Origin of the sequence: Terribacillus sp. JSM ZJ617 (genome assembly GCF_044383785.1) — a bacterium.
Lineage (GTDB): Bacteria > Bacillota > Bacilli > Bacillales > Amphibacillaceae > Terribacillus.
Map to the genome: position 1 here is coordinate 490,122 of NZ_JBISEQ010000001.1, position 16,639 is coordinate 506,760.

Sequence of the window (16,639 nt, forward strand, 5' to 3'; positions counted from 1 at the left end):
ATGCTTAAAAGTGTTTACGGTACCATTCGGCAGCTGTCTGAACCTCTGTATGGGTTAGACTATGACTATTACTTTCCCAATGTATGGATGCATCAGCACCAGTTTCCTTCAGCATCTGCTCAAGCTCAATTGCTTCGGATCTCGGGCAGATTGGATCGTTATCTCCAGCTGTGATGAACACAGGTGTTCCTTGCTGCTCTGCAAGTGTGATATTTCGTCTTGGCACCATTGGATGGTGTAAGATTGCGCCTTTGAGTGAACCAGTATAGTGATACAGGAGGCTGGCTGCAATATTAGCACCATTGGAATAACCGATTGCGATAATATTGTCTCGATTGAATTCGTATTTCTCAGCTGCTTCATCAAGGAAGCTGCGCAGTTCTTCTGTCCGGAAAATCAAATCCTCTTCATCGAAAACGCCTTCAGCAAGACGTTTGAAGAAGCGCGGCATGCCATTTTCAGTAACATTTCCCCGGACACTTAACACGGCTGCATCAGGATCGATCAAGTCAGCCAGCGGCAAAAGATCCCTTTCGGTTCCGCCAGTACCGTGCAGCAGCAGGAAGGTCGGTTTGTCTGCTTGTTTAGCAGCTTTGAAGACATGTATCATGTGTGTTCCTCCTTTTATTTGTCAGTCGAAGAGCCCTCGGCATACAAGCCTAATGTTTTAATATGTTCGATGACTTGGGCTTTTTCATCGTCGTCAAGACCTGCTAAAATGCTGTGAATCGCTTGTTCATGCTTTGGAAAATAATCTTCCATGAAAGCACGTCCTTTTTCGGTCAAAGTTGCGAACGTAATGCGTCGATCCTCTGGGCAGGGACGTCTTCGTATCATTTCTTTTTGAACAAGGCGGTCTACTACATAGCTGATGCTGCTGCTGGATAGCAGTACTTTGCTGCCGATTTTCTGGATCGGCTGATCTCCTTTATGGAATAGCAGTTCCATCACAGCGAATTCCGTCAAATTGATTCCTTGCTTCTTAATATCTTCCTCGACCCTTTTCTTGATGGACTGGAGAGCTCTTGTCAGTACAATGAATAGTTTTAACGATAAGCCTACGTTATCAGTTGCCATAGTCTTTCACGCTTCCTTTTTATCTCGAATTCGAGATAATTATATGCAATAAATGACTGAATGTCAATAATAGAGGAGCCGATAAAACCGGCTCCATGTTCATTAAGCTTGTTCCTCGAACAGTTTTGCGATTTCTATGATAACCTTTGTTGCTTTTTCCATATTGTCGACGGAGATATATTCGAACTTGCCATGGTAGTTTTCACCGCCTGTAAAGACGTTCGGTGTCGGCAAGCCTTTATAAGAAATTTGGGATCCGTCTGTCGCACCGCGAATGGGTTTGATTACAGGTTCAATGCTTAGGCGCTTCATTGCATCGGATGCAATATCAACGATTTCCATGACAGGTTCAATTTTTTCACGCATGTTGTAATATTGATCATGCATATCAAGCTGGATACTCTTGTCGCCGTATTCTGCTTTGATTTCAGCATTAATTTCTTCGAACAATGCTTTTTTCGCCTCGAATTTGTCCCGGTCATGGTCCCGCAGAATATACTGGAGCTTCGTCTGTTCAACATCTCCTTGAATAGAAAGCAGATGGAAGAAACCTTCGCGTCCTTCTGTATACTCTGGTGCTTCATCTTCCGGCAGCTTGGCGTGGAATTCCATCGCGATTTTCATGCTATTGACCATTTTGTTTTTAGCTGTGCCTGGATGCACGTTATTACCATTGAAGATAACTTTGGCTTGAGCTCCATTGAAGTTTTCATACTCCAATTCACCTAGAGGACCGCCATCCATTGTATACGCGTATGTAGCGCCGAAAGCTTCTACATCGAATTTATGCGGTCCACGACCGATTTCTTCATCAGGTGTAAAAGCAATTCGGATTTTGCCATGCTTGATTTCAGGATGCTGAATCAAATATTCCATCGCGGTCATGATCTCTGCGATACCAGCTTTATTATCTGCTCCTAGTAGCGTCGTTCCATCTGTCGTCATCAGCGTATGCCCTTTGTAGCCAGGCAATTCTGGAAATTCAGCTGCGGACAAAACGACATCAAGCTTTTCATTGAGTGTGATATCATTTCCGTCAAAGTTCTCGATCACTTGCGGATTGACATTTTTACCAGTGAAATCTGTTGCTGTATCGACGTGTGCCATAAAACCGATAACTGGTACGTCTTTATCTGTTGTGGCCGGCAGTGTCGCCATTACATAGCCATTTTCATCGATTGTGACTTCTTCCATCCCAATCTGTTTCAGCTCATCAACAAGCATATTAGCAAGCTCAAGCTGTCCCGGTGTGGATGGGGTTGTTTCGATGTCTTCATTGGATTGTGTATCCACTTTTGCATATGTAGAAAGGCGGTCGATCAATGTTTGCTTCATTATCTTCATCTCCTTGAAGTTTATATTACTAGTTTAGCATGAAAGGTATACACTGAAACAGATGATGCATGCGTGTATAATGGGGAGAAAAAGAAATAGGGGGAAACGTAATGCATATTGTCGTTGTGGGCGGAGGAATTGCCGGAGCCAGCACAGCCTATCATTTGGCCAGAGCTGGAGCCGAAGTGACGATAGTCGATTCAAAAGCAAAAGGGCAGGCTACCGCTGCTGGAGCAGGTATCATTTCTCCGTGGCTGTCAAAGCGGGTAAGAATCAAACCTTATTTCCGTTTAGCCAAAGCAGGTGCTATCTATTATCCTGAGCTGCTTGAGCTGCTGAAAGAGGATGGTCAGAATAATGTAAGTTATAAGCAAGTGGGAGCATTGTATGTGAGTGCAAGTAAGAAACGTCTGGACGAGCTGGAAAAACTTGCTTATAAACAGCGGGTTGAGACACCGGAAATAGGGGAAATCAGAAGACTGAGTACAGAAGAAGCTCGGGTTAAATTCCCGCCGCTGCGGGAAGATATGACAGCCCTCTTTCTCGAAGGAGCCGCTCGGGTTGATGGACGGCAGCTGCTTCAAGCTTTACTGGATGCAGGAGAAGCACGCGGTGTACGGTATGTGCAGGGAGAAGCATCATTGCTCCATGAAGGAAGCAAGGTTACCGGTGTGTGTGTCGACGAGGAAACTATCGAAGCAGATACTGTTGTAGCAGCAGCTGGAGCGTGGATCAATAAACTGCTGGAGCCGGTTAGCATCAAACTGCCGGTAGAGCCGCAAAAAGGGCAGATCATGCATATGCATGTGAATGCCGATACAAGCAACTGGCCCGTCATTCTTCCGAAAAGCAGTCATTATCTGCTCGGTTTCGATGGCGGGAAAGTTGTGGCAGGGGCTACGAGGGAAGTCGGGTCAGGCTACGATACAAAGCTGACTGCGGCCGGCATGCAGGAAGTGGTACGGGAAGCGTTGAAGGTAGCGCCTGGTCTCGCGGATGAAGAAGTGACAGAATTCCGTGTCGGCCTCCGCCCTGCAGGTCCGAACCCTTATCCGATTCTTGGTCCGGTCAAGAATGTGGACGGACTTCATTTGGCTGCTGGATTTGGTCCTGCGGGGCTTAACCTTGCACCGTATTCCGGCAAGCTGGTGGCAGAGGTAATACTTGGACGGACGCAAGACTTGGATATTACACCGTATTTATTATAAGCTAATAGAACAGCGTATGAGCAGACAGAGGGGAGGAAAGAGATAGCATGTTGCGGAGAAAAAGAGCTTGGGTTATAGGTATTGTCATTTTGGCAATTGGTATCCTGCTCCTCATCGGCAGTCTCTTTTCTTCCGAGATTAGAGCATTTATGGCAATTGATCAAAGCAATAAACAGCCGAATATACCTAATCCGGAAAATGTTGTAGCTGTGAAGGATATTGCCTATCCGACCGAAAATTATGATGGCAAATTAGACTTCTATTATCCTGAAGATGCCGAAGGATCGCTTCCGATCGTCATATATATTCATGGCGGCGGATGGATCGGAGGAGACAAGGAGGCCCAAAATCCATTCACGATGTGGATTGCATCGAAAGGCTATCTTGTTGTGAACGTTAATTACGGGCTGGCACCGGAATATAATTTTCCGACTCAGCTTTATCAATTGAATGATGCCATCAGCTTTGCGCTGAGAGAAGCACCCCGTTACCATGGTGATACGGAACAAGTATTCGTCGGCGGAGGATCAGCGGGTGCAAATCTTGCCGGCATGGTCGTTGCAATGGCTACCAACCCAACGACAGAATCTGTAATTGGCGAGAATTCAGCTCTTCAGCCGGAACAGGTTCGGGGTACATTGCTTTACAATGGGGTATTGAATCTTGAAGAAGCCCAGCAAACGGGTTTCAGCAATATGACGACATTCCTTTGGTCGTATACAGGAAACAAAAACTATAGCCATGACCCACGACTGCGAGACATGTCTCCGGTATTTCAGATTACGGACGATTATCCTCCTACTTTCATTTCATCCGGTGAGTCTGATAAACTGCATCCCCAAAGTGTGGAAATGGCAGATGAACTGGAGAAGGTAGGGGTGGAAGTAGAAAGGATGTTCTTTGACACTTCCCATCCGGCGGCCGGGCATGAATACCAACGGAAATTATATTTAGAAGAAGCGCAATACAGCTTTGAGCATATGATCGACTTTTTGCAATCACATTCGGAATGACCTCTGGCTTAGCCAGAGGTCATTTTTTCTTCCAATCCCCATGGAATTTCCTGTAAAATATCTATATAATTAGAAAATATAGAAAAGGGGGAATACGATGCGATTTAGGGATTTTCATCCAAATATAAAGATAAGGCTTGTGGAATCCTTCGTGTCCAGCTTGATCGGCAGTATGGTAACCCCATTCATGACCATCTACTTAGCAATGCATTTCGGAGCAAAAGTGGCAGGACTGCTGCTTCTTGTCAATGTATTCCTCGGAATCGGGATGTCTTTGCTTGGCGGTTACTTTAGTGATTTATTCGGACGGCGCAAGATCATGCTTATCGCTGAAACACTCCGGCTGGTGGCATTTTTCATGATGACGGTGAGTAATTCACCATGGTTCGAATCAGCTGAGATAACGTATGCAATGATCATGCTGAATAGTATTTGCTGGGGATTGGCTGGACCAGCTAATGACGCCATGCTGATTGATGTCAGTACACCAGATCAGCGACGTTTGATTTATTCTATCGGGTATTGGGCTAGTAATTTATCTATCGCCTTAGGTGGTATTGCTGGTGCGTTCATGTTTGAGAACTATTTATTCCAATTATTCATGGCGCTGACGATCGCAGCAGCAGGAACGTTGTTTGTAGTCTATTTCTTTATTACGGAGACGCATTTTCCAGAAAAAGTGGAGATTAAGCCGCTTCAGCACATCACCCAGATTTTCGGCACCTATCAATCGGTCATGCAGGATCGGCTGTTTGTCTGGTTTATTGCAGGTGGGATCCTTGTCCTGAGCATGGAATTCCAGCTGACAAGCTATATCGGAATCCGATTGTCTGAAGAGATGCCGACACAGCAATTCCTGTTTTGGGAAGTGGATGGCGTGAAGATGATGGGCTTTTTGCGGAGTGAGAATACCATTCTGGTTGCTTTGCTTGCCTTATTTGCCGCCAAGCTTATTGTTGGGATGAAGGACAGATTCGTTCTTGTTGCCAGCTGTCTTATCTTTACAATGGGATACGCAGCGCTGACTTTCTCGAATAATATCTGGATGCTTTTCATCATGATGGCAGTACTAACAATCGGTGAAGTATTCAGAGTGCCAGTGGAGCAGTCCTATATGGCAGCAATTCCGCCGGATGACAAGCGCAGTGCATACATGGCATTCGGTGGTCTCCAGTATAATCTCTCCATGTTGATCGTTTCCTTGACCGTTACGCTCAGCGGATTTCTGTCATCCCTCACCATGGGGATATTGCTTACGATGATCGGGCTGGCTGGTACTTTCATTATGTATTTGATTACGCCGCAGCTTGATATCAGGAAGCTGCATGCCGAGCAAAAGGCAGTGTAGTACGGCAGGAGCGGACACAATCGGACAGAAAAGTACATGCATACTATAAAAACAGGAAGGAGCAGGCTGAAGAGAGGGGCAGAAGAGGTTGGATCCCGAAAAGAAGAGCGAACAAATCTCGCGTGCAGAGCTCTTGGAAATACAGCTGAAGCTTCGGGGAGATTTCCAACAGGAAATCGACAGTATCAAAGAAGACTTGGTTAGCATCAATGAGAAGCTGCTTCCTTTGGGAAGATGGCTGGAAAACATTGAGAGCCACACTGGAAAGATGGCAGATACCTTGGAAAAGCAAAAGGAAGCACAGGATAAGTTTATGGAAAGACTATATGAACAGGAGAGCAATATACAAGAACTCCAGTCCAATATGACTTTCAAAAATGAAATGCTACGTGTCAGTGGTGCTATCTTGATCAGCATCATATCTGTGCTTGGTGCTGGTTCCGGTGTGGTCATGCTATTTGGAGAACGTTTAGCAGAATTTTTATTTGGTAACTAGTTACACCGAACAACTAGATAGAGGTTTGCTCCTTCCATTAAAAAGACGAGGATACTAGTATCCTCGTCTTTTTAATGTGTATGAACATGCGCATGGGAGCCGGCATCATGCTGGCACATGAGTGATTCTTCATGTGTGTGGGCGGCTGTTTCCATTTGGATAGTCACATGACCGATTCCTAAGTGCTCTAGATCATGCTCAATTTTGCGCAGCATGGCCTGACTCTGCTCTATTAGCAAGTCGCCTTCCACTACCGCGTGGCAGGAAAGGGCATTCTGGCCGCTGGTAATGCTCCATACATGCAAATCATGAATGGCAATGATACCAGGGGTTTTTTCTATACAATCAATGATCTTAGTCATTTCGACGTTCCGTGGCGTCCCTTCCATAAGTACATGAATGGCATCCTTTGTTACTCGCCAGCCACTTATTATTACTAGAGCGGCTACAATGACACTCGCGACTGGGTCGGCCCAATTCCAACCGAACAGAAGCACGAGCAATGCAGCTGCGATAGCACCGACAGATCCGAGCAAATCCCCGATTACATGTAAGAAGGCTGCGCGTACATTCAAATTTTCACTCGTATCACCTCGCATCAGGATCCAGGCGACTAGAATATTAACAAGAAAACCAATGACAGCAATGATCAGCATACCGCCGGAAGCAATCTCCGCTGGATCTCGGAAACGCTGGACTGCTTCATAGAAAATGTAGAGGGATACAAGGATGAGAGTGACGCCATTGAATAAGGCAGCCAGAATCTCGAATCGCTTATAGCCATATGTTTTACTATAATTAGCTACTCGTTCGCCGAGTATAAATGCAAACAGGCCGACTCCGAGAGATACAGCATCACTAAGCATATGTCCGGCATCCGACAGCAAGGCAAGGCTGTTCGTAAGAAAACCCCCGATTGCTTCCAGCACCATGAATCCAGCTGTCAGGATAAAACTTATCAGTAAAGCTTTTTTATTCGCATTATGTCCGTGATGGTGGTGATGATCATGTCCATGATCGTGTGCATGTCCGTGTCCCATACATATTCCTCCGGTTTATTAGTTATGGCAGGCGTGGTTGATGGCTTCTGTCAGTAAATCGATGACATGTTTGTCATCGTGGGAATAATAGATCGTCGTGCCTTCCCGCCTCGATTTGACGAGCCGGATTTTCTTCATTGAGCTCAGCTGATGAGAGACGGTGGACTGATGCAGCTCAAGCTTCTCCGCTATTTCATTGACACTGTACTCCTTATCGAGCAGTAAGTGCAGGATTCGGATTCTAGTCGGATCGCCGAGGGCTTTGAAGATTTGCGAAACATGTGTCAATCGTTCTTCTGTCAGTTCCGGGTGTGTGTCGTACTTCATATGCAGACGCTCCTCTTATTTGCTTATATGCATATATTAGCATATATAAATACTCTAAGCAAATTCTAATCTTTCTCTTATTTATAAGAATTCTAACAATCTAAAGAGGAGATTAGGATGATAACCAGCTTCTAAACATGTGATTAGTCACAGGCAGAAAAGGACAGGCAGAAAGTATTGATAGGAAGGATTAACTTACAAACATTTTACAAACAAACCTCTATATAACGGCGTTTACTAATATTTTACGAACCTAGCTTCTATGTGAGCAGGAAGATAGTTAGGATTAAGAAACTAAAGTAAGTAAAGACGCTTTTATGAGAATAGCAGGATTTATAGCCAATGGGTATGATATACAAATTTCAGCTTTTGTCGAATACTTGATTCCAACGAATCTGTAAAGGAGGTTGCAGCAGGACGCTTCTTGCAATGTATGCAAACTGAAAAGGCAAGGTGACAACAAAAAGAAGGGTAGTGATGAAATGAAGAGACTTGGAAGATATAGCGGCTATAATTTACAAGCGCTGCGTCGGGATATCATTGCGGGAATCATTGTCGGTATCGTGGCCATCCCGCTTGGAATGTCCTTTGCTATTGCATCAGGAGTGAATCCTGAATATGGACTGTATACAGTCATCATCGGCGGTCTGCTTATTTCATTGCTTGGTGGATCGAGGTTCCAAATCGGCGGACCAACTGGAGCATTTGTTCCGATTCTCTTAGGTGTTGTCATTCAATTTGGCTATCAGGATCTTCTGGTGGCAGGCATAATGGCTGGGATATTGCTCGTCATTTTCGGCCTGCTCAAGCTCGGGAGTTTGATCAAATTCATACCTCGGCCAGTAGTAGTCGGTTTTACAGCAGGTATCGCGGTCATTATCTTTTCTGGGCAAATCGGGAATTTCACGGGGATACAGGCTGAACAAGAAGAGGGATTCCTCCCGAAAATGCAAGCTCTGCTTGCAGCCGCGGATACAATCAATCTATACAGCTTGATCATTGCAGGTGTATCCCTTGCTGCCATTCTCCTCACGCCTAAGATCTTGCCAAAAGTACCAGGAGCACTGGCGGGCTTGATTGTATCGACAGTTGTAGCAGTCCTGTTTTTCCAGGGACAGGTGGCAACCATCGGCAGTGTGTACGGTGATATACCGAGCCAGCTGCCGCAGCTCCAGTTACCCGCTTTCACATTGGACAAGATTATCTACCTGCTGCCATCTGCAGTGGCCATAGCCTTGCTGGGCGGAGTAGAATCACTCCTGTCTGCTACAGTTGCTGATAATATGGCGAAAACGAAACATCACAGCAACAGAGAATTAATCGGTCAAGGAGTGGCGAATATCGCTGTCCCGCTATTCGGAGGTATTCCAGCGACTGGAGCAATAGCCCGGACCGCTACCAATATACGGAGTAATGCATTTTCTCCGGTATCCGGAATGGTGCATTGTGCCTTTGTCCTGATCATTCTGCTTTTGCTAGCTCCTTATGCTTCTGCTATCCCGCTTGCCAGCATGGCTCCGATTCTAATGGTAGTTGCATGGAATATGAGTGAACGTAAAGAGGTCGCCCATATTATCAGGATGCGTACATTTGATTCCTTCATTTTGATTGTTACCTTCGCGTTGACAGTCCTTGCTGATTTGACTGTCGGTGTGGGGTGCGGATTATTACTAGCATTTGTCGTTTTCGTCAAACGCATGAGCACTGTACTATTTGTAAAAGACGAACAAATTCAAGTAAAAGAAACCAATGGTGTACGGATGTGGCAATTTGAGGGGCCATTGTTCTTCGGATCTACAGATATCCTGGAGGAAGTTGTGGAAAAGACGATACATGAGGAACCAGATTCCCTTATCCTTGATTTGCAAAAGGTTTCTTATATGGATACATCCGCTGAAGCGGCTTTGCATAAACTTGTCGATCATTATGAAGCGGATGATAAGCAGCTGCTTTTCCTTGGTGTCCACGGACAGCCGAAGCGTTTGCTGCATAAAACCGGTTTGCTGGCAAAGGTCGGGGAGGAGTTTACAGTCAATAAGAGGGAGGAAGCTGTCCGGATTTGTACTTCCTGAGGATAACCTCTGTATAAAGATTTAACAAAAAACAGCAAGCAACCCGCATGTTTTACTTGATGTGGATTGCTTGCTTATTTCTTGTTGAAAAATACTAATCTCTTAACCAAAATTCTGATTGATTCGGTGTCAGACATTTTATATTGGCTAATCTGTACCGATATAAATAGCAGGATTCTATTATTGAGGGGAATATTGCAAATGAATAAATTTTTAATGAAGCAAAGTATCTTTGCTTTGCTTCTAGTCGGTTTAGTGTTCCAACTGCCGACTGAGAAGGTATATGCGGAAGAAGAAAAACGGATGGTCGTCGTTTATGAGAACGAACAGGGTGAAAAAGCAGTTGAGGCAAGTGATGCTGCGATTGAAGAACAATATGAACACCTTTCGGCTGCAGCAATAGCTGCGGATACAGCTACAATCGATAAATTGAAGAGTGATCCGGATATTAAATATGTGGAACCAGACAGCAAGATTAAAATTGCTGAGAGCGGTGACACGCAGCCGGACGAAACAGTGGTTTCGGATCAATGGAATCTTGCTGCCATTGGGGCTCCTGTGGCATGGCATGACGGGCTGACAGGAAAAGGTGTCAAAATTGCCATCATGGACAGCGGGATTGCTGCCCACGAGGATTTGCAAGTAGCCGGAGGTATTTCGACTGTCGATTACACAGAATCCTTTGAAGATGATGAAGGTCACGGAACACACGTAGCGGGAATCATCGGAGCAAAACACGATGAAAAAGGAACAGATGGTATAGCACCGGATGCAGATCTTTTTGCTGTCAAAGTACTTGATGATACCGGGGAAGGATATCTTTCCGATTTATTGGAAGGAATCGATTGGGCTATTTCCAATGACATGGACATCATCAATCTGAGCATGGGTACTGCAGATGAAAGTGATGCGCTGGAAGAAGCTATGCAAAAGGCATATCAAGCAGGCATTTTGTTAGTTGCCGCCAGCGGCAATGAAGGAGCTGGGTATCCAGTGGATTATCCTGCTGCTTATGAGCCTGTCATTGCTGTTTCTGCTACCGATTCTGAAAACAATATCGCTGCGTTTTCATCGGTTGGGGAGAAGGTGGAGTTTTCGGCACCAGGAGTAAATATCAAGAGTACATTGCCGGGCTCCGGTTATGGAATCATGAGCGGCACATCCCAGGCAACGTCTCATGTATCTGCTTTGCTTGCTATATTGAAGCAGCAGTCCCCTGCTGATACAAATGAACAATTAAGGGTACGGCTGCAGCAGTATACCAAGGATCTCGGGCAGGAAGCGCGTGATCAGCTGTATGGTTACGGCTTGATTCAATACCCTGCCCCAGTACAGGACGAAAAGCTTCTCTCAAATGACTCGGAGGGAAGCATGTCAGGAGATACAGGAGATGAAGTAAAGGAAGATAGAGTCACAGCTGGGGAACTCCGTATTTTGGCAACTAAATTAGAAATGACAATAAATGAACTGGCAGATTTGTTTGCTGCACATGGCTTCGATTTATACAACTACCAAAACCTTGGTGAAGTTAATGACGTAATCTATCAAAATATAAATGGAGTGTCTGTACATTTCCTATTAGAAAAAGCGGGATTGGCTCGAGAGCAGCTTGATCAGCAGCTTGCAGCTGAGGATCTAACACTTGATGATTTTAATACCCTCGAAGAACTGTCAGCATATATGGATGAATTGGAGCAGCATATTGAAAACGGAGAAAATCAGCTGGGTACACCTGAAGGGAATGACGAAGAAGGTGATACAATTCAGGACATTTCCGTTAATGACGATCTGACTGATGGGAATTCAATCCATGTACCAGTTGAGTCTGACTCTGCTGAAAAGGAGAATATTGATTCAGGGGCTGTGCAACAGATTGACGAATCCAATAGAGCAACAGACGAGATTATTTTCACATATAAATCAGCTGGCAAAGCAAATCCAGAAGACCAACAAGCAAAGCAGCTGCCGGATACAGCCTCCCCGATTGGGAATCTGATTGCGGCAGGGGGCATGTTAGCTGCGGCCGGATTGGTACTTTATATGAGGAACCGACGCACTAAATTTAGAAGCAGGTAATGGAAGCTATCAATCTTTTTTGAAACTCTTGTATTAGCTATTATGTTTTCCTGGTTTGGACCGATATAAGTATCATGAAATTCACTTAATCGAGAGGAAAATTATGCGAATGATGAAGGTTTCGATAAAGAGCCTATTTCTTGTTTCGTTGTTGCTGAGTCTGACTTTCCTGTTTCCGGCTGTTAAAACATATGCTGAGGAAGAAAAGCAGATGATTGTCGTGTATGAAAATAAGAAGGGAGAAGAAGCAGTTCAGGAAAGTGATGCAGCAGTCGAAAAGGAATACGATCATTTGCCGGTGGCTGCTATCGCCGCTGATACCGGAACGATCGAGGAATTGAAGGAAGATCCGGACATTAAGTATGTCGAGCCGGACGTTAAGATTTCAGTTTCCGATAACGGAATTACAAGTATTCGAGCTGTAAAAGAAGCTGCATCTCCAATTTTAGATCAATGGAACTTAAAGCCAATCCAGGCGTCCTTTGCCTGGAACGAAGGCTTAACTGGCAAAGGTGTCAAAATTGCCGTAATAGATAGTGGAATATATCCACATGAGGATTTAAAAATAGCAGGGGGATACTCCGCTGTAAGCTATACGTCCTCTTATAAAGATGATGAAGGGCACGGGACGCATGTGGCCGGTATCATTGGAGCGAAGCATAATCGATATGGAACCGATGGTGTTGCACCGGATGCACAGTTATATGCAGTCAAAGCGCTGGATAATGCCGGCCAAGGAAATCTCTCGGATCTGCTGGAAGGTATCGATTGGGCAATGTCCAATGATATGAACATTATCAATATGAGCATGGGAACTGCTTATAAGAGCATGGCATTACAGGATGCTGTGGATAAAGCATACCAGAAAGGCATCTTGCTGGTTGCAGCAAGTGGGAATGAAGGGGCAGGCCGACCATTGGATTATCCGGCAGCCTTCGACAAAGTGATTGCTGTTTCTGCTTCTGATTCGCAAAATAACATCGCTTCCTTCTCTTCAGTAGGAAGTAAGGTAGAACTATCTGCGCCAGGAGCAGATATTACAAGCACCTATCTTGGTACCTATTATGCGATGATGAGCGGAACTTCACAAGCCACCCCGCATGTGACAGCAATGCTTGCGCTATTGAAACAGCAATACCCGAATGAAACGAATGATCAGCTGCGCACACGTTTGCAGCGATATAGCAAGGATCTTGGGGAAAAAGGCCGGGACAGTCTATTCGGTTACGGGCTAGTCCAATATCAGTCTGAGAAAGATAAAGGGTATCAGCCGGCCTTGGAGGCCGTTGAGCTAGCTGAGAAGACTAGCAATCAGGGAAACTATGATACAGCACAGAAACTCGTAGCGGCCTTATCGAATAATAAGGACAAGCAGAATTTGCAAAAGCGGCTTGATAAAGTAAAACAAGCGCTAACGCTACAGGAAACAAAGGATAAGGTAACCAAAGCGGAGAAGAGCAAGAAGAAAACAGATATCGATGCAGCACAAGCTGCCATCAATAAAGTGACAGATAGCACTGAAAAGAAAAACCTTCAGAAGCGGTTGGATAAAGTAAAACAAGCTCTAACGCTGCAGGAAGCGAAGGATAAAACAGCCAAAGCGGAAAAGAGCAAGAAGAAAACAGATATCGATGCAGCACAATCCGCCATCAATAAAGTGACAGATAAAACCGAAAAGAATATTCTGCAAAAGCGCTTAGATAAGGTAAAGCAAGCTCTGCTAGTACAGGAAGCAAAAGACAAAACCAGTAAAGCGGAGAAAAGCAAGACTAAAAAGAATGTTGATGATGCCCAGCAATCTGTGAAAAAACTGGTTAATGGCAAAGACAAAACAGATTTGCAGAAACGCCTTGATAAGGTGAAGCAGGCCCAAATCAAGTCAGCAAATGATCTGGTAAAGGCAGCGGAGAAGAACATTAACGATTCTAATATTCAGAAGGCACAGAATGCACTCAAGGAGCTGCAATCCGGCAAGGATAAGGATAATCTGCAAAAGCGTCTTGATAAAGTGAAGGTAAAAGCGGCGGATGCAAAGAAACTGAATGATGCTAAATCGAAAGTGAAGAAAGCAGAGAAAGACAAAACGAAAAAGGCAAAGCAATCTGCTCAGTCGGCAGTTGATAAGCTGAAATCCTCTACTGAAAAGAAAAAATTACAAACCCGTATTAAAGCAATCAAAGTGAAATGAAAACAGGCATTCCAATAATGGAATGCCTGTTTTTTTATAATTCTACGGTGGCCTCGCCGATTCTTTTTACACCTCTAATGCGAGCGACATCCTCTGCCAGCTGTAACGCAGCTTTATCCTTTTGTTTTGCTTCAATCATGAAATCCACTGATTGGTCGATTTCCTTCAAATGCTTGACCAAAGGCATCAGGAATTCCACATCTACATAATCAGCATGACTGCGATATGCCTTCTCTGATTTAGGAGAAGACGTATGGATTTTTGGTACATGTTTACGTTGTTTCCATGTGGCCATAAAACGCGGAAGAATGTCTTCTAATGGTTCTTCTCCTGTATGATTTGCCATGTAATGATGGATATCGAACATCATTGGAATGTTATGTCTCTCGCATACTTCCAACGTTTCAGTTGTTGTATACGTTTTGTCATCGTTCTCCAGCGTCATCTGTCTCTTGATCGGATCAGGAAGCTGCTTGATATTTTCGTGGAAACGCTCCAGGGCAAGTTCTTTGTTTCCGTATGCTCCGCCTACATGGATGTTGATATATGCTTCGTCTTCTAATCCCATAGCAGTCAGCATATTGTAATGGTATTGCATATCTTTAACAGCATTTACAGTAATATGCGGTTTATCGCTTGTAAAAAGGGTAAACTGATTCGGATGAAAGCTTACACGAATACCGTAATCCCGCACGAGCCTTCCGATCTCCTCGTACAAGTCAGTGAAGGGTGTAATATAATCCCATCCTACTTCCTCATGTGTCGCCAGTGGCGCAAGAGAGGAAGAGAAACGGTAAAGTTTGATCTGGTGGGCAATATTATAGTGAAGGATTCGAATCGTCCGCTCCAGGTTTTCCCTTGTGAGTGCTTGCAGCTGTGCCAATCTTTCTTCTTTCTCAAGCTTGGACCACCTGGCGAATGTCATGGTTTTTGCTGGCGATGCTTCATATAAATTCAATGCGGTAGATACGTAGCCGAAACGGATGATCATAAAATTTCTCCTTTGTGACAATCTGTAGCTATTTTCCCCTTCTTTTGACATTGATAATCCTGTTTCGCCGTAGCAAGTACATGCATGTATGACTGTACACCTGTATAATTAGAGACAAGCAGGAAAAAAGTTTGAAACCTTCTGTATCCCTGCCCGTATATAAGATACAAGATAAGAGGATGGTGAAAGGTTTTGGGTATTCTTTCCCGTATATTCAAGAAAAAGTCCCCTGAGCGTCCTGCTGTAAGGGAACGCAATGCACTGTCCATCCAAGTGGGCGACATTGTCGAATACGACTTGGTCACCTATGAAGTAGTCGGAAAAATCACTTCCCGTCAAGGGAGCTATGAATGGTTCGACTACCAGCTGGTGGAAGGGGATACGATCCTTTGGCTCTCTGCTGAGATGGATGATGAACTGGAGCTGGGTATATATAAAAAAATTCCGCTTTCGGTATCAAAACCATATCCGAAGCAGCTGACGCACGAAGGCCGGACTTACTTCCTTGATGAGCAAGGTGAAGCTCGAGTCGTCGGTGAAGGAAGAAGTCGTAATGTGAATGGCTCAATCGTCCATTTTGCCGATTATTATGATGAAGATGAAGAGCATTTCCTTGGTCTGGAAGGCTGGGGGAGCGAAATTGAAGTCAGCTATGGTTATGAAATCAAACCGCGTGAAATTAAAATCATTGCGGGTTCAAATTAAATTAATTAAAGGGAGCGAATTGTATGTTTAAATTTTTTAACCGTGTAAAAACAGTCGTAAACTCAGAATTGAATGCAATGCTTGATAAAGCAGAAGATCCGGTGAAAATGCTTGATCAGTTCATGCGTGACATGGAAGCAGATATCCGTGAAGCAGAAACTGCGGTAGCGAAGCAAATTGCAAACGAAAAGATGCTGAAACGCAAATACGATGATGCCAAGGCAATGGCTGATAAACGTCAGCAGCAAGCGGAGACAGCGATTGAAGCTGGCAATGATGATTTGGCGCGCCGCGCTTTGGAGGATAAGCAGACGCATCAGCAGACAGCTGATTCACTTTACGCATCATGGGAGCGTGCATCAAGTGATGTAGCGTCCATCCGTCAGAAGCTGGATGAGATGAAAAAGGAATACGGGGAAATGAAACTGAAAAAAGATTCCCTCAAGGCACGTGCAGAATCTGCCAAAACACGTACAAAGATGAACCGTACAATGTCCAATATCGGCAGCGACGAGTCCCGCGGCGGTTTCGAGCGCATGGAAGAAAAAGTATTGCAGTATGAAGCGGAAGCTGAAACGAGCGAGGATATGTCCCGATCTAACCGATCCTTGGATGATGAATTCGCTGCTCTTGAGAAGAATGGTGTAGACGATGAGTTAGCTGCCCTGAAAAAGAAAATGGGTAAAGAATAAGCAGCCATAGCCATCGGCAGGCTGACCCTTGCGTGAAGCAAGGGTTTTCGTCTGTCTGCTTTACATAAGGA

15 protein-coding genes are annotated in these 16,639 nt (G+C 44.7%); 9 read left to right on the forward strand and 6 right to left on the reverse strand.

The features are described from left to right. Positions 1–4: 4 nt before the first annotated feature. The 3 genes from ACH6C1_RS02400 to pepT form a co-directional block, all read right to left on the reverse strand. A complete protein-coding gene (locus ACH6C1_RS02400; protein WP_374074305.1) occupies positions 5–610 on the reverse strand; it encodes an alpha/beta hydrolase in 606 nt (201 codons plus the stop codon). A 14-nt stretch (positions 611–624) separates the two neighbouring features. Continuing rightward, the gene (locus ACH6C1_RS02405) at positions 625–1,077 is read right to left on the reverse strand and encodes a MarR family winged helix-turn-helix transcriptional regulator (RefSeq protein ID WP_374074307.1); all 453 of its coding nucleotides are present in this window, start codon (positions 1,075–1,077) and stop codon (positions 625–627) included. A 102-nt stretch (positions 1,078–1,179) separates the two neighbouring features. Beyond that, positions 1,180–2,412 (reverse strand): peptidase T, encoded by a 1,233-nt coding sequence (pepT, locus tag ACH6C1_RS02410; RefSeq protein WP_374074309.1) that lies wholly within the window; start codon positions 2,410–2,412, stop codon positions 1,180–1,182. Between the two features lie 110 nt (positions 2,413–2,522). Here pepT and ACH6C1_RS02415 point away from each other — a divergent pair, with 110 nt between their 5' ends. The 4 genes from ACH6C1_RS02415 (at position 2,523) to ACH6C1_RS02430 (ending at position 6,477) form a co-directional block, all read left to right on the forward strand. Continuing rightward, positions 2,523–3,620 (forward strand): NAD(P)/FAD-dependent oxidoreductase, encoded by a 1,098-nt coding sequence (locus ACH6C1_RS02415; RefSeq protein ID WP_374074311.1) that lies wholly within the window; start codon positions 2,523–2,525, stop codon positions 3,618–3,620. Positions 3,621–3,667: 47 nt separating this feature from the next. Further along, positions 3,668–4,633: an alpha/beta hydrolase gene (locus ACH6C1_RS02420; protein WP_374074313.1), complete on the forward strand. Its 966-nt coding sequence runs from the start codon at positions 3,668–3,670 to the stop codon at positions 4,631–4,633. Positions 4,634–4,730: 97 nt separating this feature from the next. Then, complete coding sequence (locus ACH6C1_RS02425; protein ID WP_374074315.1) at positions 4,731–5,981, forward strand: MDR family MFS transporter; 1,251 nt, start codon at positions 4,731–4,733, stop codon at positions 5,979–5,981. 88 nt (positions 5,982–6,069) lie between these two features. After that, on the forward strand, positions 6,070–6,477 hold the full coding sequence (locus tag ACH6C1_RS02430) for a hypothetical protein (protein WP_374074317.1): 408 nt from the start codon (positions 6,070–6,072) through the stop codon (positions 6,475–6,477). 71 nt (positions 6,478–6,548) lie between these two features. On the opposite strand, the gene ACH6C1_RS02435 is transcribed toward ACH6C1_RS02430, so the two are convergent. Continuing rightward, positions 6,549–7,517, reverse strand: a complete 969-nt coding sequence (locus ACH6C1_RS02435) for a cation diffusion facilitator family transporter (RefSeq protein WP_095221278.1) — start codon at positions 7,515–7,517, stop codon at positions 6,549–6,551. 18 nt (positions 7,518–7,535) lie between these two features. Next, the gene (locus tag ACH6C1_RS02440; RefSeq protein WP_095221276.1) at positions 7,536–7,844 is read right to left on the reverse strand and encodes an ArsR/SmtB family transcription factor; all 309 of its coding nucleotides are present in this window, start codon (positions 7,842–7,844) and stop codon (positions 7,536–7,538) included. 482 nt (positions 7,845–8,326) lie between these two features. Between ACH6C1_RS02440 and ACH6C1_RS02445 the strand changes: the two genes are divergently transcribed. The 3 genes from ACH6C1_RS02445 (at position 8,327) to ACH6C1_RS02455 (ending at position 14,180) form a co-directional block, all read left to right on the forward strand. After that, positions 8,327–9,916 (forward strand): SulP family inorganic anion transporter, encoded by a 1,590-nt coding sequence (locus ACH6C1_RS02445; protein WP_374074320.1) that lies wholly within the window; start codon positions 8,327–8,329, stop codon positions 9,914–9,916. A 201-nt stretch (positions 9,917–10,117) separates the two neighbouring features. Then, positions 10,118–11,992, forward strand: a complete 1,875-nt coding sequence (locus ACH6C1_RS02450; RefSeq protein WP_374074322.1) for a S8 family peptidase — start codon at positions 10,118–10,120, stop codon at positions 11,990–11,992. Between the two features lie 109 nt (positions 11,993–12,101). After that, on the forward strand, positions 12,102–14,180 hold the full coding sequence (locus tag ACH6C1_RS02455; protein ID WP_483887688.1) for a S8 family peptidase: 2,079 nt from the start codon (positions 12,102–12,104) through the stop codon (positions 14,178–14,180). 34 nt (positions 14,181–14,214) lie between these two features. On the opposite strand, the gene uvsE is transcribed toward ACH6C1_RS02455, so the two are convergent. Next, entirely contained in the window at positions 14,215–15,171 is a 957-nt protein-coding gene (uvsE, locus tag ACH6C1_RS02460) for a UV DNA damage repair endonuclease UvsE (protein WP_374074325.1), read from the reverse strand. Positions 15,172–15,363: 192 nt separating this feature from the next. Here uvsE and ACH6C1_RS02465 point away from each other — a divergent pair, with 192 nt between their 5' ends. Continuing rightward, positions 15,364–15,876, forward strand: a complete 513-nt coding sequence (locus ACH6C1_RS02465) for a DUF4178 domain-containing protein (RefSeq protein ID WP_095221270.1) — start codon at positions 15,364–15,366, stop codon at positions 15,874–15,876. 23 nt (positions 15,877–15,899) lie between these two features. Next, positions 15,900–16,568, forward strand: coding sequence for a PspA/IM30 family protein (locus ACH6C1_RS02470; RefSeq protein ID WP_095221268.1), 669 nt, complete (start codon positions 15,900–15,902; stop codon positions 16,566–16,568). Positions 16,569–16,639: the final 71 nt, after the last annotated feature.